Origin of the sequence: Marinobacter sp. OP 3.4, from assembly GCF_036224885.1 — a bacterium.
Classification (GTDB): Bacteria; Pseudomonadota; Gammaproteobacteria; order Pseudomonadales; family Oleiphilaceae; genus Marinobacter.
In genome coordinates, this window is the sequence record NZ_JAVVLT010000032.1 from 180,078 (window position 1) to 205,324 (window position 25,247).

Sequence of the window (25,247 nt, forward strand, 5' to 3'; positions counted from 1 at the left end):
CCCCGGGCAGGCGTTACCAGGTAATCAACCGAACACCACGGTATGCATCAGCCGTCCGGGCAATAGCGTAAAAACCCCCGCCCCGATCAGCGCATACACGAACAGCGACGCCATGATGGTTCCATGGCGCCGCCCGTTCCCCCGCCTCAGTTCCAGCATCCCCCAGACCAGGCTGACCAGGGTCACCACTGACAGGATATGCACCGGACTCCATCCTCCAACCAGTTGGATGGAATGGATAAAGAACGAGGATATGGCACCGACGGCCATGGCGGAGATCCAGGTCCAACCCATGATCCGATGCAGGCGCGAGCCTCTTTTCAGGACAAGCAGTTGCAGCAGGCCGACCACGAGCGCAAGGATCACCGCCGCCACGTGGATCTGGATCGGCAAGGTCGTTGCCAGCAGAGCATTCAGGTTCATGGCCCCTCCTATTCATATGCATCTTTTTGCATACTATTGCGGAACCCATAATTATGCAACAATATGCATATTAAATTTTCCGGGAGATTCCATGTCGCTGAAATTCGCCGTGCTCGCCGCCCTTCATGAGCAGCCTGCTACAGGCTACGACCTGACCCGCAACTTTCGCACCCGCATGGCCAACGTGTGGAACGCCAGCCACCAGCAGATCTATCGGGAATTGTCGAAGATGACGGAGGAAGGTCTGCTGGCCATGGAGGACGTCCCCCAGGATGGACGGCCGGACCGCAAGCTCTACCGGCTGTCGGATGCCGGCATCGCCGCCCTGGAAAACTGGCTGTCCACCCCCCAGGGACGCCCACCGACACGGGACCCGCTACTGGTCAAGCTGTTTGGCGGCGACCTGGTGGATCCGGCATCCTTACGGGAAGAGATCGAGCGGCAACGCCGGAACTGGCTGGAAGAACTGGAGCGCTATCGGGACATTGAAGCCGAATACTTCTCGGAACCGGACCAGGTGCCCTACCGCTACCGGCTGCAATACCTGGCCCTGAGAAAGGGCATTGTGTCGATGGAAGCCAACCTGGCCTGGGCGGATGAGGTGATGGCGTTTCTGGAACACTAAGCGGGGAACTGACACAACAGGGGTCACGGCTTCCAGTTCGCCAGCAGCACCCCGGCCATCAGCACGCCAACCCCCAGCCAGATCTCCAGGCCGAAACGCTCACCGAAGAACAGGTACCCCAACAACAACCCCGCCGGGGCGATCACGAATCCGATCTGACTGAGGAATACCGGCGACGAGCGACGCTGGAGCTCGAAGAACCCCAGATAGGCCAGCGCCGACAGAACGGCCTGGGCGACAAGTACCGGCGCAACCTCCCATCCGGAAACCAGGACATCACCGGCACGCCCGGAGGCCATCAGCACCACGCCCAACAGCAACGCACCACTGAGCAACATGCCCGGTGCCAGCTCACGGGCGCCTGCCCCCACCGGCCAGGCCACGGTGCGATAGACATTGCCAATGGCCAGTGACAGTGGCACCAGCAGGCCAAACAGCATCCATGGCAGGGCGTCCACGCTGATACCGTTACTGTCCGGAACCAGGATACGCAGGCATCCCAGCACCCCCAGCAACAGCCCCGTCAGCCGGAGCACACTGACCCGATCCAGGCGGATCATCACCGACAAAGCGTAGGTGATGAGGGACGGCAATGCGTAGAGGGTGGACGTGAGCCCCGAACCCACCTGGGCCACCACCAGGAAAGCGACGGCGTTGGGAATGGCAATTGCGGTCAGACCGCTGACCAGGAAATACCGATAACTACCCGCGGGCAGTCTGCCATGGGTTGGTCGGCTCCACAGCCACAACAACGCACCGCCGCCGAGGGCCTGCCAGAACGCATAGGCCATGGCGGACATACCGGCCTCCATGGCAATTCTCGCCAGGGGCAGCATCAGGGCGATCAGGAAACCGACGGCCACCAGCAGCAGGTAAGCCAGGGGATCTCTTCGGGGTGCGGCGATGGACACGTTGGCCTGCATGGCAATAACTCCGTAGCAAGTGAATGAGCCTCCATTGTCATCGGCACCGGATCCCACATCGCCCCGCTTTTTGGAAAAACACTTTTTACCTGTGGCAGACTTGTCCTCTCCCACCACAGCAGGCAACGCCATGGACCGACTAAAGGGCATCGAATACTTCAGGCGCATCGTGGAGCTGGGCTCCTTCACGGCGGTGGCCGATGAGTTCGGCTGCTCCAATGCGGTGATTTCCAAGTACGTGCGCTTCCTGGAGGACTGGACCGGTGTCCGCCTGGTCAACCGCAACACCCGCACCATCCGCATCACCGAAGAAGGCCTGGCGTTCTACGACTACTGTTTACAGGTGCTGACCGGCACCACCCAGATGCTGGATTCGCTGGGCGAGCAGGACACCCTTGACGGCACCCTGGTGGTGGCCTGCCCCGTCTCCCTGTCGGTCCGGATCCTTGCACCGGCCCTGTTCCGCTTCCAGCAGAAGCACCCGGAACTGGTGGTCAGGCTGCGACTCAGCGATGAAATGACCAACCTCATTGCCGAAGGCGTGGACCTGGCGATCCGGGGAACCGGCACCCTGGACGACTCCACCCTGGTGGCTACCCGGGTAGGCGATATGCCTCGCTGCCTGGTGGCCTCCCCGGATTACCTGAAGCGCCACGGCACACCCCGGTCGGTGCAGGAACTGGCCACGCACCGCTGCCTGATCTTCAGCCTCAGCCAGGACAGCCAGCAGTGGGAATTCGGCGATGGCGAGGAGCGCCAGACGGTTGCCGTCAACGGACCCATCATCGCCGACAATTCACTGATGTTGATTGAAGCCGCCAGGGCCGGCCTGGGGATCGCCATGGTGCCCAGTGGCTACGTGCACTCGGAAATCGCCACCGGGGACCTGGTCAAGGTGGGACTGACCCCGGCGCCCGCCCCAAGGACCATCTACGCGGTCTACCCGGCCCGCCAGCACATGCCCCGCCGGGCCCGGCTGTTTGTCGATCACCTGAAGGAAGAACTGGCGCCAGGCATTTCGTGAAAAGTCCTTTTCCGGATCGGGCCTGTATCCGGGTCCTGTAAACCGTCAGTCTGGCTTCCGACATCGCCGCTTCCCGAGCCGGGTTCACCGCCGGGAAGCGGCATACCCAGACCAAACCGGACAGGAGATTCCCATGCAACTGATCGACGCACTGAACTGGCGCTATGCTGCCAAGCGGATGAATGGCCAGGCCGTACCCGACGACACCGTGGACACCATCGTGGAGGCCGCCCGGCTGGCACCGTCATCCTATGGCCTGCAGCCCTATACCGTGCAGATGGTGAAGGACCCGGCGCTACGGGCCACCATCCAGCAGAAGGCGGCCCCGCAGCCACAGCTCACCGAGGGTTCACACCTGCTGGTGTTCGCCGCCTGGAACCGGATCACCGACCGGGAAGTGGACACGTTCATTGACCTGATCGCCCGCGAGCGGCAGCAGTCCAGCGACGACCTGCAGGGCTACGCCAATACCATCAAGGGCACCGTCAACGGCCTTGCCACCGACACGGAGAAGGCTCACTGGGCCGCCCGCCAGGCCTACCTTGGCCTGGGCATGGCACTGGCGGCCGCCGCCATGGCCCGGGTCGACGCCACCCCCATGGAAGGCTTCGATCCCGATGCCCTGGATCAGGTGCTGGGTCTACCGGAACAGGGCCTGCACAGTGTGGTCATCGCCACCCTGGGCTACCGGGATACGGCACAGGACACCCTGGCCACCGCGAAGAAAGTCCGCTGGCCGCTGGAGCAGTTCCGCCAACAGGTGGGATGAGAACGCCCGGACTCAGGCCAATGCCCCCGCCGGAGAAAAGGCATCAAACCGTTCCGCCAGGAAATCAATCAGCGCATTGAGACGGCGGGGGCGGAACCGGGTGTTGGGATAGACCAGCCAGACGCCACTGTAGGGGTCGTGAAACTCATCCATCACCGACACCAACTGGCCGCTGTCCAGGGCACCCGTCAGGTAGTAGTCCGGGAGCTGGACCAGCCCCAGCCCCCGGATCGCGGCGTCCAGCAACACATCCCCTGAATTGGCCCGGAAGTTCCCGGAGACCGGCAGCCGTTTCCGGTCTCCCCCTTCGTACACATTCCAGAAATCATTGGTGCCCCGCAGGCAGTTGTGCCGGGACAGGTCCTCCAGGGAGGTTGGCACCGGATGACGGTGGAAGTAACCGGGACTGCCACAGATAAACTCACTTCGATCGCACAACCGCCTGGACAGCATGGACGAGTCCTCCAGCTTGCCCATGCGGATGCCCAGGTCAAACCCCTCCTCGATCAGGTCCACGTTGCGGTTGGTGAGGAACAGATCGATTTCAATGCCCGGATGCAGGGCGGCAAACTCGTTGATAAAGGGCCCCAGGAACCGCTGGCCGAACGAGGTGGCGCAGGTTACCCGCAGTTGGCCGGTCAGGCGACCGTGCTCCTGGTTCAGGGTGCCTTCCGCCGCCCTTATGCGGTCGAGGGCGGCGGCGCATTCGGCGTAGAAGGGCTCTGCCTCCCGGCGCAGCCTGACCGTGCGGGTGGTGCGGAACAGCAGGTTGACGCCCAGCTCCTTTTCCAGGGTGGCCACCTGGCGACTGATATGGGAGGCGGATACCCCCAGTTTTGCGGCGGCGGCGCTGAAGCTGCCCTTCTGGACCACCTCCACAAAGGCCTCGATGGATTCCAGGTGTTTCATGGTACGGCTGCCATTGACTGCAAACAGGGGATTATTGTCGCTGAGCAATAATGATAAAGATAGACACACCACCGTGAAAAATGTCACTGGTATTCTTGCATCATGATCTGGCCATGAAAGCCAGCCAGACAACCATTTCCCGGGAGTCGTTTTCATGCAGCAACCTGAACAGATTGCCCAGAACAAAGTGTTTAACGGCGTGGTGACACGCTACCGGCACCCGTCTGACTCCACGAAGACAGACATGACCTTCTCGATCTTCCTGCCGCCCCAGGCCGATCAGCAACCGGTACCGGTGCTCTACTGGCTGTCGGGCCTGACCTGCACCGACGAGAATTTCGTGCAGAAGGCCGGCGCCTTCCGCCTTGCCAGTCAGCTCGGGCTGGCCATTGTCTGCCCGGACACCAGCCCCCGGGGCACCGACCTGCCCGGCGAGCACGACAGTTATGACTTCGGCTCCGGTGCCGGCTTCTACGTCAACGCCACCCAGGCCCCCTGGAACGAGCACTACCGGATGTACGACTATGTGCTGGAGGAGCTGCCGGCCCTGATCAACGAGCACTTCCCGGTCAACGGCAAGCGCTCCATCAGCGGCCACTCCATGGGCGGCCATGGCGCGCTGGTGTGTGCCCTGCGCAATCCCGGCGCCTTCGAATCGGTTTCCGCCTTTGCCCCCATCGCCAACCCAAGCCAGTGCCCCTGGGGCCAGAAAGCCCTGGGCGCCTACCTCTGCCCGGACCGTGACGACTGGCAGCAATGGGACGCCAGCAGCCTGATCCGCCAGGGTGCCAGCAAGCTGCCCCTGCTGGTGGACCAGGGCACCGCCGACCAGTTCCTGGAGGAGCAGCTGTTGCCATCGGCCCTGCAGGAAGCCTGTGCAGAGGCGGAGCATCCGCTGGAGCTGCGGATGCGGGAGGGTTACGACCACAGCTATTTCTTTGTATCCACCTTTATCGACGACCACGTGCGCTATCATTCCAGGGCACTGGGCCTGGAAATTTCCGAACACTGAGGAGACATGCCATGATCAAATCCCGCGCTGCGGTTGCCTTCGGGCCCAACAAACCCCTGGAAATCGTTGAAGTGGACGTCGAGCCCCCCAAGGCCGGCGAGGTGCTGGTTCGCATCGTCGCCACCGGCGTCTGCCATACCGACGCCTACACCCTCTCCGGCGCCGATCCGGAAGGCCTCTTCCCCACCATCCTTGGTCACGAGGGCGGTGGCATCGTGGCAGCCGTGGGCGAAGGCGTCACCTCCGTGGAAGTGGGTGACCACGTGATTCCCCTGTACACCGCCGAATGTGGCGAGTGCAAGTTCTGCACCTCCGGCAAGACCAACCTGTGCGGCTCGGTCCGGGCCACCCAGGGCAAGGGCGTGATGCCGGACGGCACCAGCCGCTTCAGCTACAACGGCGAGCCGCTGTACCACTACATGGGCACCTCCACCTTCTCCGAATACACCGTGCTGCCGGAAGTGTCCCTGGCGAAGATCCCCAAGGAAGCGCCCCTGGACAAGGTCTGCCTGCTGGGCTGCGGCGTTACCACCGGTATCGGTGCCGTGCTCAATACCGCCAAGGTGGAGGAAGGCGCCACCGTGGCCATCTTCGGTCTGGGCGGCATCGGTCTGGCGGCCATTATCGGTGCCAAGATGGCCAAAGCCGGTCGCATCATCGCCATCGATATCAACCCGGCCAAGTTCGAGATTGCCGAAGAGCTGGGCGCGACCGATTTCGTCAACCCGAAGGATTACGACAAGCCGATCCAGGAAGTGATCGTAGACATGACCGACGGTGGCGTGGATTACTCCTTCGAGTGCGTGGGCAACGTCCAGCTGATGCGTTCGGCCCTGGAGTGCTGCCACAAGGGCTGGGGGGAGTCCATCATCATCGGCGTGGCCGGCGCCGGCGAGGAGATCAGTACCCGCCCGTTCCAGCTGGTCACCGGCCGGGTCTGGAAAGGCTCCGCCTTTGGCGGCGTCAAGGGCCGTACCGAGCTGCCGGAATACGTCCGGAAGGCGGAAAGCGGCGAGATCCCCCTAGACACCTTCATCACCCACAACATGAAGCTGGAAGACATCAACGAGGCCTTCGAGCTCATGCATGAGGGCAAGAGTATCCGGACGGTGATCCACTACTGAGCCAACGGTACAAAAAAAGCCGCCGGGCATCCCCACCCGGCGGCTTTTTCATTTCACCCGGTTTTCCGTCTGATCAGTTGGCTGATCGACTGCCTGCCGTCACAAGCCCGCGACGATGGAAGATCAGCGCCACCGCAATCGCCGGAACAATCAGCACCGCACTGATCACCGACAGTTGCAGGTTGCTGAGGGGCACCGGCCCGCCGCCGGGAATCGCCAGCAACAGCCCCCCCACGATCAGGGCCAGCCGCACCGGCCATTGCAGCACACCACTGGCTGCCAGGTTACCTACCCCCAGCAACCAGCCCTGCATGGACCCGGCAATCAGCACCACGCCGGCCAATGCCTGCAGGATGACCACCAGCACCTCATTCCAGCTGCCCTGGAAGATCAGCGCCGGGTTCAGCACGAACAGGAAAGGGATAAAGTAGATCACACTGCCCAGGCGCATGGCCTGGAACCCCGTTTCCATGGCCCGGGAGCCGGCGACAGTCGCGGCCGCAAAGGCCCCCAGGGCCACCGGCGGCGTGATGAAGCTGAGCATGCCCCAGTAGAGGATAAACAGGTGCACCGCCAGCGGGTCCATGCCACCACCGTTAACCAGGGCCGGCGCCAGGGCCACGGCCAGGAAGATGTACGCGGCGGTCACCGTCATGCCAATGCCAAGGATGAAACTGGTCAGCGCGCCCATCATCAGCAGCACCAGCGTATTGCCGCCAGCCAGGTAGATCAGGTCGTTGGCGATGGTGCCGGACAGGCCGGTCACCGACAGCGCACCCACCAGCAGCCCGACCCCCGCCAGGATCGCAATCAGTTCTGCAAACAGCTTGCCCGCATCAAAGAAAAAATCCTTCACGTCTTGCCAGACCCAGCGCTGGTACGGCAGCACCTGGTTGATCACCAGCAGCAGCGCGGTGGCGTAGAACGGGGCGGTGGCCTCCTGGCGCAGGAAGAACAGCATCCAGATCAGCAGCACGAACACGAAGATGAAGTACCAGCCCTCCTTGAGGGTCTCCTTCAGGGACGGCAATTCTTCCACCGCCAGGCCCTTCAGGTCATGGCGCGCGGCGTAGGCGTCGATCTGGATAAACAGGCCCAGGAAATACAGCACCGAGGGCACCACGGCCGCCAGCGCGATGGTGCCATAGGGAATGTTCAGGAACGCCGCCATGATAAAGGCGGTGGCCCCCATCACCGGCGGCATCAGCACGCCCCCGGTGGAGGCGCAGGCCTCGACACCCGCCGCGTAGGACTTGCCGAAACCCACCCGGCGCATGGCGGGAATGGACATCACCCCGGTGGTCATCACATTGGTGATCACGCTGCCGCTCATGGAGCCCATCAGCCCGCTGGAGAACACCGCCACCTTGGCGGGCCCGCCACGGACATGGCCCAGCAGCGCAAAGGCCAGGTTGATAAAGAACTTGCCACCACCGGTTTTCTGCAGGGCCACGCCAAACAGCAGGAAGCCGATCACCAGGTTGGCAAAGGCCTGCAGGGGAATCCCCATGATGCCTTCCCGGCTCATGGCCAGGTAGATGGCGGTCTGCGAAGGCGACGACGGGAAGCCCTGGATCGGCCCCGGCACCATGTCCGCAAAAATCGGGTAGATACTTGCCAGCCCCACGATAATGGCGATGGGTAGCCCCCCGGCCCGACGTATGGCTTCCACCACCGTGATCCAGAACAGGAAACTCATCACCACCGCATACTGGGGTGCGGCGTATTCCCAGCCCCGGTCCAGGATCTGCTCCGCGTTGAACACGAAGAAGCCACAGATACCGGCGGAGGCGAGAAACAGCAGGATGTCGTACCAGGGCACACGATCCCTGGCTGAGTAACGGTTCATGGGCCATAGCAGGAACACCAGCGGCAGCATCAGCGCCACCACTGTGTAAAAGAACTGGCTTTCCACCTGCGTGACCACGTTGATCAGTTGCAGGTTGAACAGGTAATCGATGGTAAACAGGGTCAGCGCCAGGGTGAACAGGCGCGGTACCCACGGCCAGAAGCCGCCCGGTCGCCGGATGCCGGACACATTGTCCTTCTCAGGCGAGGTTGCGGGTGCTTGGGTCATGATGCAGCAACTCCTTGGAGCAAAACCGACGGCAGGCCAACGGACCTGACGCCACCAGGATGGCCATCAGGGACCAGGGCCCCTGATGGCGTTCGACCGCCGGAAAACTCAGCGGAAGATCGGATTCATCCCGGCTTCCTCCAGCGCGGCCGCACGGGCTTCCATCCAGGCACTGCGAAAGGCGTCTTCATCATCCGGCGTATCACCAGCGGTGAAGCTGTCCCAGGTATCCAGCAGGATCTGCTGGCGCTTCACCAGCCTGTCCTGATGCGCCTGCATCTCATCGGTCCAGTGGCCGATCTCCTTGTAGTAATCCACCACGGCGTCGTGGAACGGGATTACCCACTGCATGTTCTGGCTTTCCAGGGCGTAGCCCTCGTTACCCGGGGCGGCGTCCTTGTACTTGTCATAGTCCTCGGTGAAGACCTTCACCATGCTCTTGACCAGGGTGTCGTCGGTGTCGGCGTTGGCCACCACGATGGGATAGGGGTAGCTGGAACCAATCCAGGGATCGTCTTCACTGATACCGGCACCGGAGGTCACCTTATGGGGCTGGAAGTACGGGGCGACTTCCTTCAGCCGTGCCCAGCCTTCCTTGTCCTCCGGATCCAGGGTCAGCCAGGTGATACCACGGGGACTGGCCGCCAGTTGCTGGGGGCCACCGGCCACGCTGACGGTAAACGCAGTGTCACTCTGATCGGCAATAATGCCCTCGAAGGACCGGCCATAGCCCGGGAATTCGACGCGCTCCACGTCATCCCAGTCAAGATCACCGAACGCCAGCATGGCTTCCGTTCCCAGGTTCAGGGCATCGTCACCGCGAATATAGGACACTCGTTTGCCCTTGAGATCGTAGGGTGTTTCAACGCCAATATCGCCGGCAACGGCTATACTCAGACCAAAGCTGGCGATGGAGGTGGTAACCACGCGGATGGGTTGCGGCCCCCAGTTTTCATCGGCGAACAGCAATACACCTTCAGCGCCGTAGAAGGCCGCGATACCGCAGGCACACAGCGGTACCCTCCCCATCTTGAGTGGGGTCATCCGGGACACATCGTTGTCGCCCGGCAGGATGCGCAGGGATACGCCATACTCGTTCTGCAGCAGGTTACCGATGGACACCATCTGGCTGTATCCGGCGGAGCTGGTGCCGTAGGCCGTCATTCCCAGGGTGTTGGGCAGATCAACACCCTCGGCACTGAAAGCCAGGGCGGGGGTTGCCGCAAGGGCGAACGCGAGCAGATGCCGCTTGATGGTAGGCATGGTGTACGTCCTCTTGTTTGTTGTATTTGTGATTTGTATTTTCGCTATGCGAAATGCCATTTTGATAGGCCAAATTCACTTTAGGACGTAATTGGACAAACTTCAATGCAGGGATGGAAAGTCCTGACGGGAACGCCACCGGTGTCAGCAGGTTTCAAGGGCCTCAATAATGGCCTCACACACCGCGTCCTGATCTCGCCCTGAGGCCTGTACCGTGATATCGGCATACTGGCGATACAGCGCCAGGCGTTCATCGAACAGCTCCGGGAAGGACTGATCCGGTCGTCGGGATATGCCACGTTTGCCATGATCACCGATGCGTCGCATGACCTCAGCCAGAGGAATATCCAGAAAAACAACCTTACCGTTTATGGCGAGATGGTCCATGGCGGCCTTGCTGTAGACCGCGCTACCGCCGGTGGACACCACCTGGCGCTGAACGTCCATCTGCAACAGGACATCCTCTTCCACCTGTCTCAGCGCCTGGTAGCCGTGGGCATCCACAATGTCCTGCAGGGTGGCCCCTGCATGCTGCTGGATCAGCAGGTCGGTATCCACAAACCCCAGCCCAAGCCGCTTGGCGAGCAGCACTCCAACAGTGCTCTTGCCGCTCCCTGGCATGCCGATGAGTATGATGTTGGTGTCCGTTGCAGCCATTCGCGCTCCACATCAGGCCCAGTTCAGGGTCTTCGGCTCGTCCAGATGTTCGCAGAACAGGTGCCCCACTTCCGGCACGGCATAGTAGCGGTCACCACGCTGGGGCCGGCGGGCATTGAATTCAGTATGGCTGATGCCCACCTCCCAGAGCTCCTCGCAGGCCCAGCCGTCGGGCTTGAGCTCGATGCGGACTTCCGCCCCGATCACGTTGATCGCCTCGATGCGGAACGGCAGGTGGGCATCCCTGCCGGGTTCCTGGGTCAGGCGCACTTCATGGGGACGCAGGTAGAGCTGGGCATCGTCGTCATCGCAGCCCTGGGGCAGGTTGACCCAGGCGTCGCCCTGGCGGATGGCGCCCTCGGTGATCCGGCCGGACAGCACGTTGACCTGGCCCAGGAAGTCGAACACGAAACGGCTGTCCGGGCGGGCGTAGAGTTCCAATGGTGAATCCACCTGCTCGATATGGCCATTGCTCATCACCACCACCTGGTCCGACAGCTCCAGGGCCTCTTCCTGGTCGTGGGTCACAAACACGCTGGTGAAATGCAGCTCATCGTGCAGACTGCGCAGCCAGCGCCGCAGCTCCTTGCGCACCTTGGCATCCAGTGCGCCAAAGGGCTCGTCCAGCAGCAGGATTTCCGGGCGCATGGCCATGGCCCGGGCCAGGGCGATACGCTGTTTCTGCCCCCCGGAGAGCTGTCCCGGGTAGCGGTTGGCCAGATGATCCAACTGGACCATTTCCAGCAGATCGTTGACTCGCTGCCGGATTTCCCGTTTGCCTGGGCGTTCGTTGCGGGGCAGCACATCCAGGCCGAAAGCCACGTTCTGGGCCACGGTCATATGCCGGAACAGCGCATAGTGCTGGAACACAAAGCCGACGCGGCGGTCACGCACATGCAGCCCGGTTACGTCGCGGCCACTGAACAGGATGTGCCCCTGCTCCGCGTGTTCCAGGCCCGCGATAATCCGCAGCAAGGTGGTCTTGCCGGAGCCGGACGGGCCCAGCAGCGCAGTTAGCTGACCGTCCGGGATCGTCAGGTCGATATCGTGCAACGCCTGGAAGCTGCCGAAAAACTTGTTGATGCCCTGGATTTCAATACTCATGGATAATCCTCAGATGCGACTCTGGCGCCATTCCGCAATGGCCTTGACCGCCAGGGTGATCAGTGCGATGCCCGCCAGCAGCGACGAGGCGGCAAAGGCCCCGACGGCATTGTAGTCCTGGTACAGCAGTTCCACGTGCAGGGGCAGCGTGTTGGTCTCGCCACGGATATTGCCGGACACTACCGACACCGCACCGAACTCCCCCACCGCCCGGGCGTTGGTGAGAATCACGCCGTACAGCAGGGCCCAGCGGATATTGGGCAGGGTGATGCGCCGGAACAGCTGCCAGCCGGAGGCCCCCAGCACCACGCCGGCTTCTTCCTCCTCCCGGCCCTGCTGCTGCATCAGCGGGATCAGTTCCCGGGCCACGAAGGGACAGGTCACGAACACCGTCACCATCACGATGCCGGGCCAGGAGAACATCAACTGGATATCGTACTGCCCCAGCCACTGCCCGACCCAGCCATTGTTGCCATAGAGCAGCAGGTACAGCAGGCCGGCCACCACCGGTGAAACCGCAAACGGAATATCGATCAGCGTGGCCAGCACCTTGCGACCGGGGAAGCGGAAGCGGGTCACCAGCCATGCCAGGAACACGCCAAACACCATGTTCAGCGGCACCGTCAGCAGCGCCACGAACAGCGTCAGGCCGATGGCATGGAGGGTGTACTCATCCAGGATATTACCGATGTACCCGGCCCACCCGTCGGCGAATGCCTGCACGAAAATCACCACCAGCGGCATGAAGAGCAACAGTACGGTCAGCACCACCGCCAGCCCGATAAGCGAACGCCGGACCAGGGGGCTGTCGCCCACGCGACGATGCCTGGGAGTCATACCCTACCCTCCGTGCAGGCGCTTGAGGTAGCGCCCCTGCCAGACGTTGATGACCAGCAGCAACAGCAGCGATACGCCCATCACCACCGCCGCGATGGCGCTGGCGGCCGGGAAGTCATATTCCTCCAGGCGAACGAAGATCATCAGGCTGATCACCTCGCTGACATAGGGCGAGTTGCCGGCAATAAAGATCACCGCACCGTACTCCCCCAGGCTGCGGGCAAAGGACAGCGCGCCCCCGGTGACCACCGCCGGCCACAGCGTGGGGAAAAGGATACGGCGAAACACCGTCCAGTCCGAGGCGCCCAGACTGACCGCGGCTTCCTCATCCTCCGGTGACAGCTCCTCAAGCACCGGCTGCACGGTACGCACCACGAAGGGCACGCTGGTGAAGGCCATGGCCACCACGATCCCCAGTGGCGTATAGGCCACCTCGATACCCACCTGGGCCAGCACCTGACCGTACCAGCCGTTCTCCGAGAACAGGGTGGCCAGGGTGATACCCGCCACCGCCGTGGGCAGGGCGAAGGGCAGGTCCATGATGGCATCCAGCAGGCGTTTGCCAGGGAACTCGTAGCGCACCAGCACCCAGGCCATCAGCAGCCCGAACACGCAGTTGAACAGCGAGGCCGCCAGCGCCGCCAGGGCGGTCACCTTGTAGGATGCCACTACCCGTGGGTCGGAGATCACGAACCAGAACTGCTCCCAGCCCATGCCAGCGGCACGGATCACCAGTCCGGAAATCGGCAGCAGCAGCACCAGGCTGATAAAGAACAGCGAAATGCCGAGGCTCAGACCGAACCCCGGCAATACCCGTTTGGAAACAGGCGCGCCCAGCCGTCTGGCCGGGCGCGCTGTCAGATCAGATGAGGCCATGGTTCAAGCAGGCACCCCTAGCGGCGTTGCAACTGGTCGAGCTTGCCACCGCTGGAGAAATGGGTCTCCATGGCGTTTTCCCAGCTCCCGGCGATGTCCTGGATGGGCATCAGTTTCAGCTCCGGGAACTTGTCCGCCACCTCGGCTTTCACGGCCTCGTTGTGAACCCGGTAGTTGAAGCCGGCCAGCATGCGCTGGGCTTCCTCGGAGTAGAGGTATTCCAGGTAGGCCTTGGCCAGGTCCTCGGTGCCCTGCTTCTCGATATTCTCATCGATCCAGGTGACCGGGAATTCCGCCAGGAAGCTGACCTTCGGCACCACCACCTCGTAGTTGCCTTCCGGGTTCAGTTCCGGAATGTTGTTGACCTCGGATTCGAAGGTCAGCAGTACATCCCCCAGGCCACGCTCCACAAAGGTGGTGGTGGCACCGCGACCGCCGGAGTCGAATACCTTCACCTGACCAAGCAGGTCGCTCAGGAAGGCGTCGATTTTCTCCTGGTCATCGCCAAACTCCTCCTGGGCGTAACCGAGGGCCGCCAGGTAGGTGTAACGACCGTTACCGGAGGTCTTCGGGTTGGGCATGATCAGCTCGACGTCGTCCCGCACCAGGTCGTCCCAGTTCTCGATATTCTTGGGATTCCCCTCTCGCACCAGGAACGCCATGGTGGAGTAGTACGGCGAACTGTTGTTGGGCAGGCGTGACGCCCAGTCCTCCGGAATCAGGTTGCCACGCTCGGCCAGGATGTTGACGTCGGTGACCTGGTTGTAGGTCACCACGTCGGCCCCCAGACCCTGGAGGATGGCGCGGGCCTGCTTGGAGGAACCGGCGTGGGACTGCTGGATGTTGACGGTCTCGCCGGTCTTCTCCTGCCAGTGTTCGGTGAACAGCTCGTTATACTCGGCGAACAGCTCACGGGCGATGTCATAGGAGGAGTTGAGCAACTCCCGCTCCTGGGCGGAAGCCGGGCCGGCCAGGGAAAAGGTCAGCGCCAGGGCGCCAAGCCAAAGGCCCTTTTTTCTGACAGTGGGTACAACAGCGTTCAGCATCATGTTCAGGGCTCCCTGTTAATCCAGATCTCTATATTCAAATGGAGAATAAAGGCGGTACTTTGTTAGAACGGAACGATAAGACACAGCGCACAAAACAGCAATGCCCCGACTAGATGATTTCCGCCTTTTGTTGGAACCGACGGTTATATAAGTAGGTTGCTCACCAGGGTCGTGGGTGAGTGACTACTACTCCCTGAGTACCGTTCGTTACTGAGTGCAGTCACGACATAAGATTTTGCAATCTTCTACAAAACCGGCGAAACCTTTTAACGCATCATCCGTATCATTCGTCCGAACTGTTGCCATTTTCCGGAACAACGTTATCGATAGGGAGAGTTAGATGACCGGGCATTACGATTACGGGCTTGTACTGGTTTCCTACCTGGTTGCCGTGCTGGCCGGATACAGCGCACTTTACTTCGGCGCGCAGATGACCCATGCGGTTTCCGGGCGCCGGCTATGGCTGGGGCTGGGCGCCTTTACCATGGGTACCGGCGTCTGGACCATGCATTTTGTGGGCATGCAGGCCCATAAGATGGAGATGGTACAGAGTTATGATCTGGGGCTGACCGTACTGTCCTGGTTTGCCGCCGTCATTGCCTCGGGTCTGGCCCTCAACCGCATCGGACTGCCCCGCATTTCAGCATTGCAGATCGGTATCAGCAGTGTCTTCATGGCCTCCGGTATCGTGGTCATGCACTACGTGGGGATGGAGGCCATGCGCCTGTCACCGGGCCTGATCTACAACTGGCCGTGGGTGACCGTCTCCGTCGTGATTGCACTGGTTGCATCGGCGGGGGCGATGGTCCTCAGCCGGCAGCTTGCCGATGCCGCAGGCGCCCGGGCACGGGTGCTGCACACGGTAGCGGCGCTGATCATGGGGGCCGCCATCAGCGGCATGCACTATACCGGCATGTTCGCGGTCAGCTATCCACCTGATGCCATGCCGCACCCGGACAACCTGGTCACCGGTGACTGGATGGGCGTGCCCCTGGCCGTCACCATCAGCCTGCTCCTGATACTGGCCATCGCGGTCATCATAATGGACCGTCGCGCCGCCCGGCTGGCCGCTGAACGGGCCGAAGCCGACCGCAAGCGTGTCTCCCGGATGGCCTTCCGGGATTCCGAAACCGGCCTGCCCAACCGTTCCGCGCTGGACCAGCAACTGCTGGATCGCATCGTGAAGTCACAGCAGGACGGCAGCACCTTTGCCCTGATCTACCTGAACATCCGTAACTTCCGGGAACTGACGCCACTTAAGGGTTCCCGGGGGATGCCGGAATGGCTGCCGGGCGTCGCCAAACAGCTCAGCAACCTGGTCCACGAGAATGCCAGGGGTGGCTGGCTTGCCCGATACTCCGAGAGCGCTTTTGCGGTGATTGTGGATGATCCCCTGGCCACGCATCAGCAGGCACTGTTCAGGCGCATCCAGGAACTGGTCACCAATGACCGCTCACTGGGTGACAACCTCCAGTGGGACGCGGGCAAGAGCCGGTTTCCGGACAGCGGCGCCTCCAGCCGCTCTCTGATCCGGGCGGCCATGGTCATCCGCAATCCCGGGGAGTTCGGTGACATTCCGAAAGAGACCACAGGCCGCGACAACCACACAGATACTGAAGAGACGGTTGGCGCCTGACTGTCCCACCGCCGCTGCCTGAACCTGCCGATGGTCAGGCAGCCAGCGACTCCCGCATCATATTCAGCAGCCCACCCTTGAGCACCATGCGGACCTGGCGGTCGCTGAGGTCATGGGTCAGCGGGTAAGTCCTGCCACTGCGCTGGTTCTTCGCCGTGATGGCCTTGCCGGTTTCCAGTGCCGCGGCCAGCTCATCCAGCGTCAGCGTGTCGCCCTGCTCGATGTCGTCGTAATCCTCCGGCGCCTCGAAGCGCAGTGGCATCACCCCGAAGTTGCACAGGTTCTGCCAGTGGATGCGGGAGTAGCTCTTGGCAATCACCGCCCGCACGCCCAGGTACCGTGGCGCCAGGGCGGCGTGTTCGCGGCTTGAGCCCTGGCCGTAGTTGTCGCCGCCCACAATCAGGGAGCCGCTGTCCTGGTAATCCATGGCCCGCTGGGGGTAGGACGCATCCACGCGAACATAGGTGAACTCGCTGATCTTCGGAATATTGCTGCGATAGGGCAGGATCTCCGAGCCGGCGGGCAGGATATCATCGGTGGAGATGTTATCCCCCACCTTGAGCAGCACCGGGGCTTCCAGGCTATCCGGCAGGCCGCCGAAGTCGGGCAGCGTGCTGATGTTCGGCCCCTTCTCCACCACGGTGAGTTCCGGGTGCCGGGCCGGTGGCCGGATATTGCGGTCATCCACATGGAAGGCCTGGCTGTCATCGAAGGCCGGGTAGTCCATGTCCAGGTCCCGGGGATCGGTGATCACCCCGGTCAGTGCGGACGCGGTGGCCGTCTCGGGGCTGCACAGGCAGACCTTGTCCTCCGGTGTGCCGGAACGACCAGCGAAGTTACGGGGCACCGTGCGCAGGCTGATCTGGTCCGTGGCCGGTGCCTGACCCATGCCGATGCAGCCATTGCAGCCGGTCTGGTGCAGGCGGGCCCCGGCCCCGAGCAGGTCCGTCAGGTAGCCGAGCCCGGCCAGGTTCTCCAGTACCTGTCGTGAGGTGGGGTTGATGTCGAAGGACACCCGCTCATGGACCTGTTGCCCCCGGACCATCATCGCCGGCACCACGAAATCCCGCAGGCCGGGATTGGCGGAAGAGCCGATGTAGGCCTGGTAGATGGACTCCCCGGCGACATCGCGCACCGGCACCACCTTGCCCGGACTGCTGGGCAGCGCGATCAGGGGTTCCAGCTTGCCCAGGTCGATCTCCTCGTACTCGTCGTAGGTGGCGCCGGCATCAGCCTCCAGGGGCTCAAAGTCGTCTTCCCGCTCCTGTTGCCGCAGGAAGGTGCGTACGGCGTCATCCGCCGGAAAGACCGTGGCGGTGTGCCCCATCTCCTGTCCCATGTTGGCGATCACATGGCGGTCCATGGCGGACAGGTGCTTCAGGCCCGGACCGTAATACTCGATCACCTTGCCGGCGCCGCCCTTGACGTCGTGGCGACGCAGCATTTCCAGGATCACGTCCTTGGCGCTGACCCAGTCCGGCAGTTTGCCGGTGAGCTTGACACCCATCACGCTGGGCATGTTCAGGTAGAAGGGCTCACCGCAGATGGCCAGGGCCACCGCAAGCCCGCCGGCGCCCATGGCCAGCATGCCCATGGAGCCGGCGGCGCAGGTATGGCTGTCGGACCCCAGCAGCGTCTTGCCAGGCTTGCCGAAGCGCTCCATATGCACCGCGTGGCTCACCCCGGAACCCGGCGGGCTGTACCAGATGCCGAACTTCTCGCAGGCGCTGCGCAGGAACAGGTGGTCGTCGGGGTTGCGGTTATCCGTCTGCAGGAGGTTGTGATCGACGTACTGGGCGGACAGTTCGGTGCGGGCGCGGTCCAGGCCCATGGCCTCCAGTTCCAGCATCACCAGCGTACCGGTGGCGTCCTGGGTCAGTGTCTGGTCGATCTTCAGGCCAATCTCCTGGCCCGCCTTCATCTCGCCAGAGACAAGGTGTGACTCAAACAGTTTCTGGGTCACATTGCGTGGCTGGGTCCTGCTCTGTTTCGACATGGGGTTACCTCCCGGCGCGAATCAGATATAGCCAGATTGCGAACACTGTATTCCTACAATATGTGGGACAAAGCCGCTCCGGACAACCCCTGCTACACCATCGCGACCGGATACCGCCATGAACGCGGGCGTCCCGGTGCCCGGAATTCAGACCCGGAACAGGGGGACCAGCTCGGGCGAAAAATGGGACACGTTGACCCGAAGGCACTCATCCGAGCCCCGGGTCACACTGAACGAGCTGCCCGGCATCAACAGCACATTACGGTCCGCCAGTCGCTGTATAAAGGGGTTCAGGTCGTCCATCGACGGGTGGCGCACCCACAGGAACATGCCGCCCACCGGCTCTATTTCAAAGCGCCAGCCAAGTTCCCGGAGCGCCTGCTGCGTCACTTCCTGCTGCACCATGAGCTTACGCTGGATGGACTGCATGTGCTTGAGGTAGGAGCCGTCCGTCATGATGGTATTGACGAACCGTTCGCAGAAACCGGGCACCGCCACGGAGGTGAGCAGTTTCAGCTCCAGCAGCCCCGCAATGAGATTCAGGTTGCAGGCCAGGTAGCCAATACGCAGGGAGGCCGACAGGGACTTGGAGAAGCTGCCGATATAGATCACCCGCTCCAGTCCGTCCAGCTCCGCAAAGCTCTGGTGGGGGCCGGAGGCGAAGTCGCCGTAGACATCGTCCTCAACGATCATGAAATCATGCTCGATGGCCAGCCGCAGCACATCGAATGCCACCCGGGCACTGACACAGCCGCCGGTCGGATTATGGAAGGTGCTGTTGCAATAGAAAGCCTTGATCCGGTGCTGCTCCGCCAGCCTGCCAAGCTCGGCGACATCCGGCCCATCCAGGCCCCGGGGTACGCCAATGACCCTGCCCCCCGCCATGCTGATCAGTTTGATCAGGTTGCCGTTACCGGGCTCGTCCACCAGCACCACATCCCCCGGCTTGATCAGCAGGCGGGTCACCAGGTCCAGCGCCTGGGTTGCCCCCAGGGTGGTCAGTATCTGCATCGGCGATACATGGAGCCGGATCTTGTTGTTCAGGTGCTGGCACAGCTGCAGTCGCAGGGGGCGATAGCCCTGGATATCGCCGTATTCCACCAGCGAACGGCGTTCCAGGCGGGCGGTACGGCGGATGGAGCGGGTCAGGATATCGGTGTCCCGCCACTTGGTGGGCAGCCAGCCGCAGCCCAGCTTGACCGCATCGGGATGCCCCTGCAGCAGGCGGAACAGTGGATCGCTGGGCATCTCCATGGATGAGGAGAACGGCATCATCACCGCCGAGCCGTCACTGCCGGAGCGGGTAACGAAGTAGCCGCGCCCCTGCTGGGCCTCGATGTACCCTTCGGCCACCAGCCGTTCGTAGAGCTTGACCACGGTGTGGTGACTGGCCCCCTCCGACGTCACGACCTGGCGAATGGACGGTATGCGCTGCCCCAGCTTCCAGTCGCCGTTATCCAACCGCGTTCTGAACTTGTCATAGAGCGCCTGAGTATCCATGTCACTGCCTCTTCCATGCCAGGAGTACGCGCAACAGCGCATCGCCTGGACTGTCGCCCCCCGACGTTAACTGTTCGCGGATTTATCCTAACAGTTGGCGGAAGATTTAGACCACTGTGCGCCTGAAAGGACGATAAAGCTGTCACGCTATAAGCCCGAAGTCAGAACAACAATCAAAGGAAGATGATGCATGGCGAGCCCTGAACAACTCAGTTATTCCAGTCACCCTGGATTTACCAACCGGAACCCGGAGGGAGTCGAACTGAAATGGGAACAGGCAGTTAGCGTTGTCGAACGGCTGATCATGGCGGCACTGATGGAGTGCTGCTCAAGCAGGCTGTACCACTCACTGAAGTACGCGGAGATCATCCATGATCTGACCTCCACGTGTACCCATGATCTGATCACGTTTTCCACCAAGGATCCCTCGGCGGGCAGTGAGATCGAGGTCCTGGCCAGGGCCTCCACGTCCTTCACGGCGGTCCTGCACTACCGCATCGCCAACTGGATCCACAGGAACCTGCAGGAACCCGAGAAAACCATGCTGGCCGCCCTGCTGTCGCGGCGGGGCAAGCTGCTGTCCGGGGCCGAGATCCACTACAAGTGCTCCATCGGCCAGCGCTTCGTGCTGGACCACGGCTACGGCACCGTGATCGGCGAAACCACCCGGATCGGCAACGACTGCTACATCCTCGGCGGTGTCACCCTGGGCAGCCGCGAGATTGCCGACAACCTCCCCACCCCCAGGCATCCGCAACTGGGGGATCGGGTCCAGGTAGGCATGAACGCCACCCTGCTGGGTCCTATCGAGATTGGTGATGACGCCTTCATCGGCACCGGCTGCCTGGTGTCACGGGATGTGCCCCCGGGTCACCGGGTCACGTTGCGGCGCGAACAGAACATCACCGTCATGAAGTAAGGAACAAATCATGAGAACAACACAGAAGCTTTACTACAAAGACCAGTACCTCACGGAATGCCAGGCCAACATCAGCCGGCTGTACACCGAGGCCGTCGAACTGGACCGGACGGTGGCCTTTCCCGAAGGCGGCGGACAGGAGGCGGACCACGGCATCATCCATACCCCGGTCGGTATGCTGCGGTTTGAACAGGTCAAGCGGATGTATGGCACGCCCTGCCATATTGAAGGCTTCAAGGGCGTCAAGACCGGCGGGGTGATCCTGCACCTGATCAATACCGACGACCTGCCCCTGCTGGCCAAGCTGCAGGTGGGCATGCCCGTCACCGTCCGCATCAATGCCCTGCGCCGCGCCAGGCTGACCCTGTCCCACTCGGCGAGCCATTTCCTCTATGCCGCCACCATGAACCATGACTACGAGCTGGAGGAGCGGACCATCGGCTGCCACATCAAGGAAGACTCGGCGCGATTCGATTTTCTCTCGGATGAGAAATTCGACGGTGACAGCCTCCAGAAGATCGAATCGGTGGCCAACTCGCTGATCGAACAGAACCTGCCCATCGAACTGGGGAGTCTTCCGGAGTGTCCCGATGCCCGTTACTGGCGATACGGCGGCCTGGAAATCCCCTGCGGTGGTACCCACCTGGAACGCCCCGGCGCCATCGGTTCCCTGAGGGTCCGTCGCAAGAACGTGGGCAAAGGCAAGGAACGGCTGATCTGTGAGTTTCCGGAAGCCTGCCCGGATGTCTGGAGGTATCACCAGGGAATGATCACCGCATGACAGAACGACTTCCGGTAAAAACCTACCTGTTCTTCGCCGCCCAGTCCATCAACCTGACCACGGCGGTCATGTCGGTGGCCATGGCGGCGGTGGTGGGGTCGCTGCTCACCGACGACCCGGCCATGGCCACCATACCCTACGGCTTCCAGTTCCTGTTCGTGATGCTGGTGACCTATCCGGCGTCCTGGTTCATGAGCCAGTTCGGTCGCAAGGCCGGGTTCATGGTGGGCAATCTTTGCCTGGCCGTCGCGGGGGTACTCGGCTTCCTGAGCATCCAGAAGGACGCCTTTTACCTGCTGGTGGCCGCCCACAGTGCGCTGGGGGCCTTTATCGCCTTCGCCAACTTCTACCGCTTTGCCGCCGCCGATGGCATTCCGGCCTCCCTCAAGCCCCGGGCCATCTCCCTGGTGGTGGCGGGGGGCGTGCTGGCCGCCTTCATAGGCCCGATGCTGTCCGACAACCTGCGGTCCGTGGTGGGCTATCAGGACTTTGCCATCAGCTACGCTTTCTTCGTGGTCCTGGCGCTGATTTCCATGGGCATTGTGCTGATGATTCCCAGCGATCCCGGGACCGCCGGGGATGCGCAGCGCGGGGCCAACGGCCGGATCTCCGCCTCCTCGCTGGCCGGTCTCCTGGGCCAGCGGCAGATCGTCCTGGCCATCGCACTGTCTGCCCTGGGCTACGGCATCATGAACCTGCTGATGGTCCAGGCATCGCTGCATATGAAGACCATCTGCAACGACTTCAGCGACGTCGGCCAGGCCATCCAGTGGCATGTGGTGGCCATGTTCGCCCCCTCCTTCTTTACCGGAAAGCTGATCCGTCTGATGGGGAACCATGCCGTGCTTTACCTGGGGCTGCTCCTGCTGGTGCTCAGCAGTGGCGCCAACCTGCTGAGCCAGGGCTACCCCATGACCGTGACCGGGCTGATCCTGCTTGGCCTGGGCTGGAATTTCACCTATGTGGGCGGTGGCGCCCTGCTGACCACACTCACCGGTTCCCATCCGGACGCTGTGAAGATACAGGGCATCAACGATGTCTGTATTTCAGTGATGGCCACCATCGGCGCCTTCCTGCCATCGCTGCTCCAGTACAGCATCGGCTGGACCGGCACCAATACCCTCAGCATGGCCCTGTGCCTCCTGGCACTGGTGGTATCGGTATCCCTCCTTTCCCTGGGCAACCGCAATCAAATGGTGACCGAGGTATCGCGCTAATGACGGAACTTGCAAGGTACAACGACCGCCTCTTCGCCAAACTCGAACTCAACAACCTGGGGGGCAGCCACAAATTCCGGGCCGCCCGCCACATTGTGCGCCGGGCCATCGAACGGGGCGACATCATCCCGGGCCGGACCACGGTGATCGAAAAGACCGGCGGCAACTTCGGCTTCGGCCTGCTGGCCGCCTGTTACCAGTATGACGTCGAGGTTGACCTGGCGGTTGGCCTGTCATTCAGCCCGCTGAAGAGAAAACTGCTGGAGTGCTTTGGCGCCCGGCTTATCGGCAAGGACATGCTGCGGGAGGGGGCAACGCCCCGCGAGGTCGTGGAGCACTACCTTCACCACCAGCAGGAACTGGGCAGGCACTACTATTACACCGACCAGTTCAACAACCTGGATGGCGTGGAAGCCCACCGTATGGGGACCGGCCCCGAGCTTGCCACCCAGTTGCTTGACCAGGGTGTGGGCAAACGCCTGCTGTTCGTTGGCTGCGCCGGCACCGGCGCGAGCTTTACCGGCATCACCCAGGCGTTGATCGATCACGGGTTCGATGTGGAGGCAGTCCTCGTTGAGCCCGCCGAGTGCGACATTCGCAAGGGTGTCTTCAGGGATCACCGGCTGGAAGGCATGGCCGTGGGCGTGGCACCTCCCTTCCTGGACTGGTCCCTGGTGCACGATGTCTACGGGGTGGACCTGAAGGAAACCCTGGATGCCCAACGCCACTTCTACATGCACAACGGCATCCATATCGGCAACACCTCCGCCGCCTGCTTTGCGGTGGCCAGGCAACTTCTCAACCAGGCCAGGTACAGGAACCGGATACTGGTGACCATGGCCTATGATTCCGGGCTCTGGTATGCGGACATGATCGAGGAAACGCGGGAGAAACGGGTGTCCATTTGAGCTATGGTATTGGCCATGGATACCAACGCCAGACTTCGTAAACAGCTCAACCGCCAACTCTCCGAAGCGACATCGTTCGAGCAGTGGTATGACATTGCCTGGAAGCTGGACGACCTGGACGGCAACCTCCAGTGGCGCGAGGACGGCCACACGGACATGCTGCACGAACCGCTGATCCGGGAACATATCCGCCTGATGCACCGGTACCGGCGGCAGGGCCAGCCCGCCGCCCTGACCCGGGTGCTCCAGGAGAGCCTCTATCGGCACCTGGGTGAGTTGTCCAACCCGGATCTCTACGCCGTGGCCCGCACCGGCACCAAGCGGATCGTGAGCGAGTTCCTGGACGAGGTCCGGCGGGGCATGAACTACATCTGCGACAAACCGCAGCCGGATCTGCCCGTGGAGCAGAAACTGGCCCTGTTCCGGCGGGCGGAGAAAGTGTTCGGGCGCCCGGCACTCATGCTCAGCGGCGGCGCTGCCTTTGGCATCTACCACTTCGGTGTCACCCGGGCGCTGTGGCATCGGAACCTGCTGCCGGACGTGATCGCCGGCTCCAGCATGGGCTCGATTGTGGCCGCCGCCGTGTGCTGCCGCGACGACCGGGAACTGGACGCCCTGTTCGACAACCCCGAGCAGGTCCACCGCCAGGCCCTGCGCTGGCTGAAACCCGGCGACATCTGGCGCCGGGGCCACGCCATGGACCAGTCCCAGCTACATGACCATATCCGCACCAATATCGGCACCCTGAGCTTTCGCGAGGCCTTCGAGCACAGCGGCCGGGCCATGAACATCTCCGTGTCCCCCACCCGCACCCGACAGAAACCCCGCCTGCTGAACGAATTGACGTCGCCGGATGTCACCATCGATTCTGCGGTACTGGCATCCTGCGCCGTGCCGGGCATCTATCCGTCGGTCACCCTGCAGGCACGGGACCTGTCCGGCGACGAGGGGGACGAGATCCCCTACATGCCCACGGAAAAGTGGATCGACGGCAGCGTCCACGGTGACCTGCCCCACCTGCGGATGGCCCGCCTGCACAATATCAACCGGACCATCGTGAGCCAGGCCAACCCCCACGTACTGCCCTTTATCAGCCATCACTTCGAGCGGGGGCTCGGGGCGTCGTTCAGGCAGGCTGCCTCGTCCCTGGTCCATGCCCATGTCTCAACCCTGCTGGAGCTGACCCGCAACACCTGGTCGTCCTCCGTGATCCGCCCCCTGCTCGAACAGGCCCACTCCATGGCCACCCAGTCCTACCTGGGAGACATCAACGTGCAGTTTCCCTTCAAGCCGACGCTGTACCGAAAAGTGCTCGCCAACCCCAGCGCCAGCGATCTGACCATGTACATCCGCACCGGCGAGCACGCCACCTGGCCCATGATGGCCATGATCGAGGACCAGACCCTGGTCAGCCGCACCTTCCGGGACTGTATCAACCGCCTGAAACAGCGGGCCGGGGCCGAGCGGCGGCGGATTGCCTGAGATGAAGTAAACCGGAATAAAAAATACCCTGGACCGGGATGGGACAGGGCCGGACCACCAACGAAAAAAAGCGGCCTCCCCTCAGGGATAGCCGCTTATTCAGCCGTCAACAGACTGATCCATCAACAGCACGGCA

At 62.3% G+C, this 25,247-nt stretch carries 23 protein-coding genes; 11 read left to right on the top strand and 12 right to left on the bottom strand.

What is annotated here, in order from left to right; genetic code table 11:
• Positions 1–24 precede the first annotated feature (24 nt).
• Positions 25–423 (bottom strand): DUF2306 domain-containing protein, encoded by a 399-nt coding sequence (locus RO069_RS05950; protein WP_328185936.1) that lies wholly within the window; start codon positions 421–423, stop codon positions 25–27.
• 91 nt (positions 424–514) lie between these two features.
• Here RO069_RS05950 and RO069_RS05955 point away from each other — a divergent pair, with 91 nt between their 5' ends.
• Complete coding sequence (locus RO069_RS05955; RefSeq protein WP_328185938.1) at positions 515–1,048, top strand: PadR family transcriptional regulator; 534 nt, start codon at positions 515–517, stop codon at positions 1,046–1,048.
• Between the two features lie 23 nt (positions 1,049–1,071).
• On the opposite strand, the gene RO069_RS05960 is transcribed toward RO069_RS05955, so the two are convergent.
• A complete protein-coding gene (locus RO069_RS05960) occupies positions 1,072–1,971 on the bottom strand; it encodes a DMT family transporter (RefSeq protein WP_328185941.1) in 900 nt (299 codons plus the stop codon).
• Between the two features lie 130 nt (positions 1,972–2,101).
• Between RO069_RS05960 and RO069_RS05965 the strand changes: the two genes are divergently transcribed.
• Together RO069_RS05965 and RO069_RS05970 are read left to right on the top strand one after the other, a co-directional pair.
• A complete protein-coding gene (locus RO069_RS05965; protein ID WP_328185943.1) occupies positions 2,102–2,995 on the top strand; it encodes a LysR family transcriptional regulator in 894 nt (297 codons plus the stop codon).
• 133 nt (positions 2,996–3,128) lie between these two features.
• Entirely contained in the window at positions 3,129–3,764 is a 636-nt protein-coding gene (locus RO069_RS05970) for a nitroreductase family protein (protein WP_328185944.1), read from the top strand.
• A 12-nt stretch (positions 3,765–3,776) separates the two neighbouring features.
• Here RO069_RS05970 and RO069_RS05975 read toward each other — a convergent pair whose 3' ends face one another.
• The gene (locus RO069_RS05975; RefSeq protein ID WP_328185946.1) at positions 3,777–4,673 is read right to left on the bottom strand and encodes a LysR family transcriptional regulator; all 897 of its coding nucleotides are present in this window, start codon (positions 4,671–4,673) and stop codon (positions 3,777–3,779) included.
• Positions 4,674–4,827: 154 nt separating this feature from the next.
• On the opposite strand from RO069_RS05975, the gene fghA reads away from it, so the two are divergent.
• Both fghA and RO069_RS05985 read left to right on the top strand, forming a co-directional pair.
• Positions 4,828–5,685 carry an S-formylglutathione hydrolase gene (gene fghA, locus RO069_RS05980; protein WP_328185948.1) on the top strand — a complete coding sequence of 286 codons (858 nt, stop codon included), beginning with the start codon at positions 4,828–4,830 and terminating at the stop codon, positions 5,683–5,685.
• 11 nt (positions 5,686–5,696) lie between these two features.
• Positions 5,697–6,809 carry an S-(hydroxymethyl)glutathione dehydrogenase/class III alcohol dehydrogenase gene (locus RO069_RS05985; protein ID WP_328185950.1) on the top strand — a complete coding sequence of 371 codons (1,113 nt, stop codon included), beginning with the start codon at positions 5,697–5,699 and terminating at the stop codon, positions 6,807–6,809.
• 73 nt (positions 6,810–6,882) lie between these two features.
• Here the strand turns inward: RO069_RS05985 and RO069_RS05990 are convergent, their stop codons facing one another.
• The 7 genes from RO069_RS05990 to cysP all read right to left on the bottom strand — a co-directional run bounded on the left by RO069_RS05990 (position 6,883) and on the right by cysP (position 14,672).
• Positions 6,883–8,886: a TRAP transporter permease gene (locus tag RO069_RS05990; RefSeq protein ID WP_328185952.1), complete on the bottom strand. Its 2,004-nt coding sequence runs from the start codon at positions 8,884–8,886 to the stop codon at positions 6,883–6,885.
• 108 nt (positions 8,887–8,994) lie between these two features.
• Positions 8,995–10,149: a TAXI family TRAP transporter solute-binding subunit gene (locus RO069_RS05995; RefSeq protein WP_328185953.1), complete on the bottom strand. Its 1,155-nt coding sequence runs from the start codon at positions 10,147–10,149 to the stop codon at positions 8,995–8,997.
• A 144-nt stretch (positions 10,150–10,293) separates the two neighbouring features.
• Positions 10,294–10,806, bottom strand: a complete 513-nt coding sequence (locus tag RO069_RS06000; RefSeq protein ID WP_328185954.1) for a shikimate kinase — start codon at positions 10,804–10,806, stop codon at positions 10,294–10,296.
• Between the two features lie 12 nt (positions 10,807–10,818).
• Positions 10,819–11,910, bottom strand: coding sequence for a sulfate/molybdate ABC transporter ATP-binding protein (locus RO069_RS06005; RefSeq protein WP_328185956.1), 1,092 nt, complete (start codon positions 11,908–11,910; stop codon positions 10,819–10,821).
• Positions 11,911–11,919: 9 nt separating this feature from the next.
• Positions 11,920–12,747 (bottom strand): sulfate ABC transporter permease subunit CysW, encoded by an 828-nt coding sequence (cysW, locus tag RO069_RS06010; RefSeq protein ID WP_328185957.1) that lies wholly within the window; start codon positions 12,745–12,747, stop codon positions 11,920–11,922.
• A 3-nt stretch (positions 12,748–12,750) separates the two neighbouring features.
• The gene (cysT, locus tag RO069_RS06015) at positions 12,751–13,623 is read right to left on the bottom strand and encodes a sulfate/thiosulfate ABC transporter permease CysT (RefSeq protein WP_328185958.1); all 873 of its coding nucleotides are present in this window, start codon (positions 13,621–13,623) and stop codon (positions 12,751–12,753) included.
• A 17-nt stretch (positions 13,624–13,640) separates the two neighbouring features.
• Complete coding sequence (gene cysP / locus RO069_RS06020; RefSeq protein ID WP_442915342.1) at positions 13,641–14,672, bottom strand: thiosulfate ABC transporter substrate-binding protein CysP; 1,032 nt, start codon at positions 14,670–14,672, stop codon at positions 13,641–13,643.
• A gap of 340 nt (positions 14,673–15,012) precedes the next feature.
• Between cysP and RO069_RS06025 the strand changes: the two genes are divergently transcribed.
• Positions 15,013–16,308 (top strand): MHYT domain-containing protein, encoded by a 1,296-nt coding sequence (locus RO069_RS06025; protein WP_328185960.1) that lies wholly within the window; start codon positions 15,013–15,015, stop codon positions 16,306–16,308.
• A gap of 34 nt (positions 16,309–16,342) precedes the next feature.
• On the opposite strand, the gene RO069_RS06030 is transcribed toward RO069_RS06025, so the two are convergent.
• Complete coding sequence (locus RO069_RS06030; RefSeq protein ID WP_328185961.1) at positions 16,343–18,304, bottom strand: aconitate hydratase; 1,962 nt, start codon at positions 18,302–18,304, stop codon at positions 16,343–16,345.
• Between the two features lie 147 nt (positions 18,305–18,451).
• Complete coding sequence (locus tag RO069_RS06035) at positions 18,452–19,804, bottom strand: aminotransferase-like domain-containing protein (RefSeq protein WP_328185962.1); 1,353 nt, start codon at positions 19,802–19,804, stop codon at positions 18,452–18,454.
• 190 nt (positions 19,805–19,994) lie between these two features.
• Between RO069_RS06035 and RO069_RS06040 the strand changes: the two genes are divergently transcribed.
• From RO069_RS06040 to RO069_RS06060, 5 genes are read left to right on the top strand one after another with little or no spacing between them, the layout of a single operon-like run.
• On the top strand, positions 19,995–20,723 hold the full coding sequence (locus RO069_RS06040; protein WP_328185964.1) for a serine O-acetyltransferase: 729 nt from the start codon (positions 19,995–19,997) through the stop codon (positions 20,721–20,723).
• 10 nt (positions 20,724–20,733) lie between these two features.
• Positions 20,734–21,504, top strand: coding sequence for an alanyl-tRNA editing protein (locus tag RO069_RS06045; RefSeq protein WP_328185966.1), 771 nt, complete (start codon positions 20,734–20,736; stop codon positions 21,502–21,504).
• Positions 21,501–22,721, top strand: a complete 1,221-nt coding sequence (locus tag RO069_RS06050; protein WP_328185967.1) for an MFS transporter — start codon at positions 21,501–21,503, stop codon at positions 22,719–22,721. Before RO069_RS06045 ends, RO069_RS06050 begins: the two co-directional genes overlap by 4 nt.
• Entirely contained in the window at positions 22,721–23,629 is a 909-nt protein-coding gene (locus tag RO069_RS06055) for a PLP-dependent cysteine synthase family protein (RefSeq protein ID WP_328185969.1), read from the top strand. The genes RO069_RS06050 and RO069_RS06055 overlap by 1 nt, the downstream gene beginning before the upstream one ends.
• Before the next feature lie 15 nt (positions 23,630–23,644).
• Positions 23,645–25,111 (top strand): DUF3336 domain-containing protein, encoded by a 1,467-nt coding sequence (locus RO069_RS06060; RefSeq protein ID WP_328185971.1) that lies wholly within the window; start codon positions 23,645–23,647, stop codon positions 25,109–25,111.
• The last annotated feature ends 136 nt before the right edge of the window (positions 25,112–25,247 follow it).

Coding starts and splice junctions, on each gene's coding strand:
- RO069_RS05950 (WP_328185936.1), bottom strand. CDS start 423: ATGAACCTGAATGCTCTGCTGGCAACGACCTTGCCGATCCAGATCCAC.
- RO069_RS05955 (WP_328185938.1), top strand. CDS start 515: ATGTCGCTGAAATTCGCCGTGCTCGCCGCCCTTCATGAGCAGCCTGCT.
- RO069_RS05960 (WP_328185941.1), bottom strand. CDS start 1,971: ATGCAGGCCAACGTGTCCATCGCCGCACCCCGAAGAGATCCCCTGGCT.
- RO069_RS05965 (WP_328185943.1), top strand. CDS start 2,102: ATGGACCGACTAAAGGGCATCGAATACTTCAGGCGCATCGTGGAGCTG.
- RO069_RS05970 (WP_328185944.1), top strand. CDS start 3,129: ATGCAACTGATCGACGCACTGAACTGGCGCTATGCTGCCAAGCGGATG.
- RO069_RS05975 (WP_328185946.1), bottom strand. CDS start 4,673: ATGAAACACCTGGAATCCATCGAGGCCTTTGTGGAGGTGGTCCAGAAG.
- fghA (WP_328185948.1), top strand. CDS start 4,828: ATGCAGCAACCTGAACAGATTGCCCAGAACAAAGTGTTTAACGGCGTG.
- RO069_RS05985 (WP_328185950.1), top strand. CDS start 5,697: ATGATCAAATCCCGCGCTGCGGTTGCCTTCGGGCCCAACAAACCCCTG.
- RO069_RS05990 (WP_328185952.1), bottom strand. CDS start 8,886: ATGACCCAAGCACCCGCAACCTCGCCTGAGAAGGACAATGTGTCCGGC.
- RO069_RS05995 (WP_328185953.1), bottom strand. CDS start 10,149: ATGCCTACCATCAAGCGGCATCTGCTCGCGTTCGCCCTTGCGGCAACC.
- RO069_RS06000 (WP_328185954.1), bottom strand. CDS start 10,806: ATGGCTGCAACGGACACCAACATCATACTCATCGGCATGCCAGGGAGC.
- RO069_RS06005 (WP_328185956.1), bottom strand. CDS start 11,910: ATGAGTATTGAAATCCAGGGCATCAACAAGTTTTTCGGCAGCTTCCAG.
- cysW (WP_328185957.1), bottom strand. CDS start 12,747: ATGACTCCCAGGCATCGTCGCGTGGGCGACAGCCCCCTGGTCCGGCGT.
- cysT (WP_328185958.1), bottom strand. CDS start 13,623: ATGGCCTCATCTGATCTGACAGCGCGCCCGGCCAGACGGCTGGGCGCG.
- cysP (WP_442915342.1), bottom strand. CDS start 14,672: ATGATGCTGAACGCTGTTGTACCCACTGTCAGAAAAAAGGGCCTTTGG.
- RO069_RS06025 (WP_328185960.1), top strand. CDS start 15,013: ATGACCGGGCATTACGATTACGGGCTTGTACTGGTTTCCTACCTGGTT.
- RO069_RS06030 (WP_328185961.1), bottom strand. CDS start 18,304: ATGTCGAAACAGAGCAGGACCCAGCCACGCAATGTGACCCAGAAACTG.
- RO069_RS06035 (WP_328185962.1), bottom strand. CDS start 19,804: ATGGATACTCAGGCGCTCTATGACAAGTTCAGAACGCGGTTGGATAAC.
- RO069_RS06040 (WP_328185964.1), top strand. CDS start 19,995: ATGGCGAGCCCTGAACAACTCAGTTATTCCAGTCACCCTGGATTTACC.
- RO069_RS06045 (WP_328185966.1), top strand. CDS start 20,734: ATGAGAACAACACAGAAGCTTTACTACAAAGACCAGTACCTCACGGAA.
- RO069_RS06050 (WP_328185967.1), top strand. CDS start 21,501: ATGACAGAACGACTTCCGGTAAAAACCTACCTGTTCTTCGCCGCCCAG.
- RO069_RS06055 (WP_328185969.1), top strand. CDS start 22,721: ATGACGGAACTTGCAAGGTACAACGACCGCCTCTTCGCCAAACTCGAA.
- RO069_RS06060 (WP_328185971.1), top strand. CDS start 23,645: ATGGATACCAACGCCAGACTTCGTAAACAGCTCAACCGCCAACTCTCC.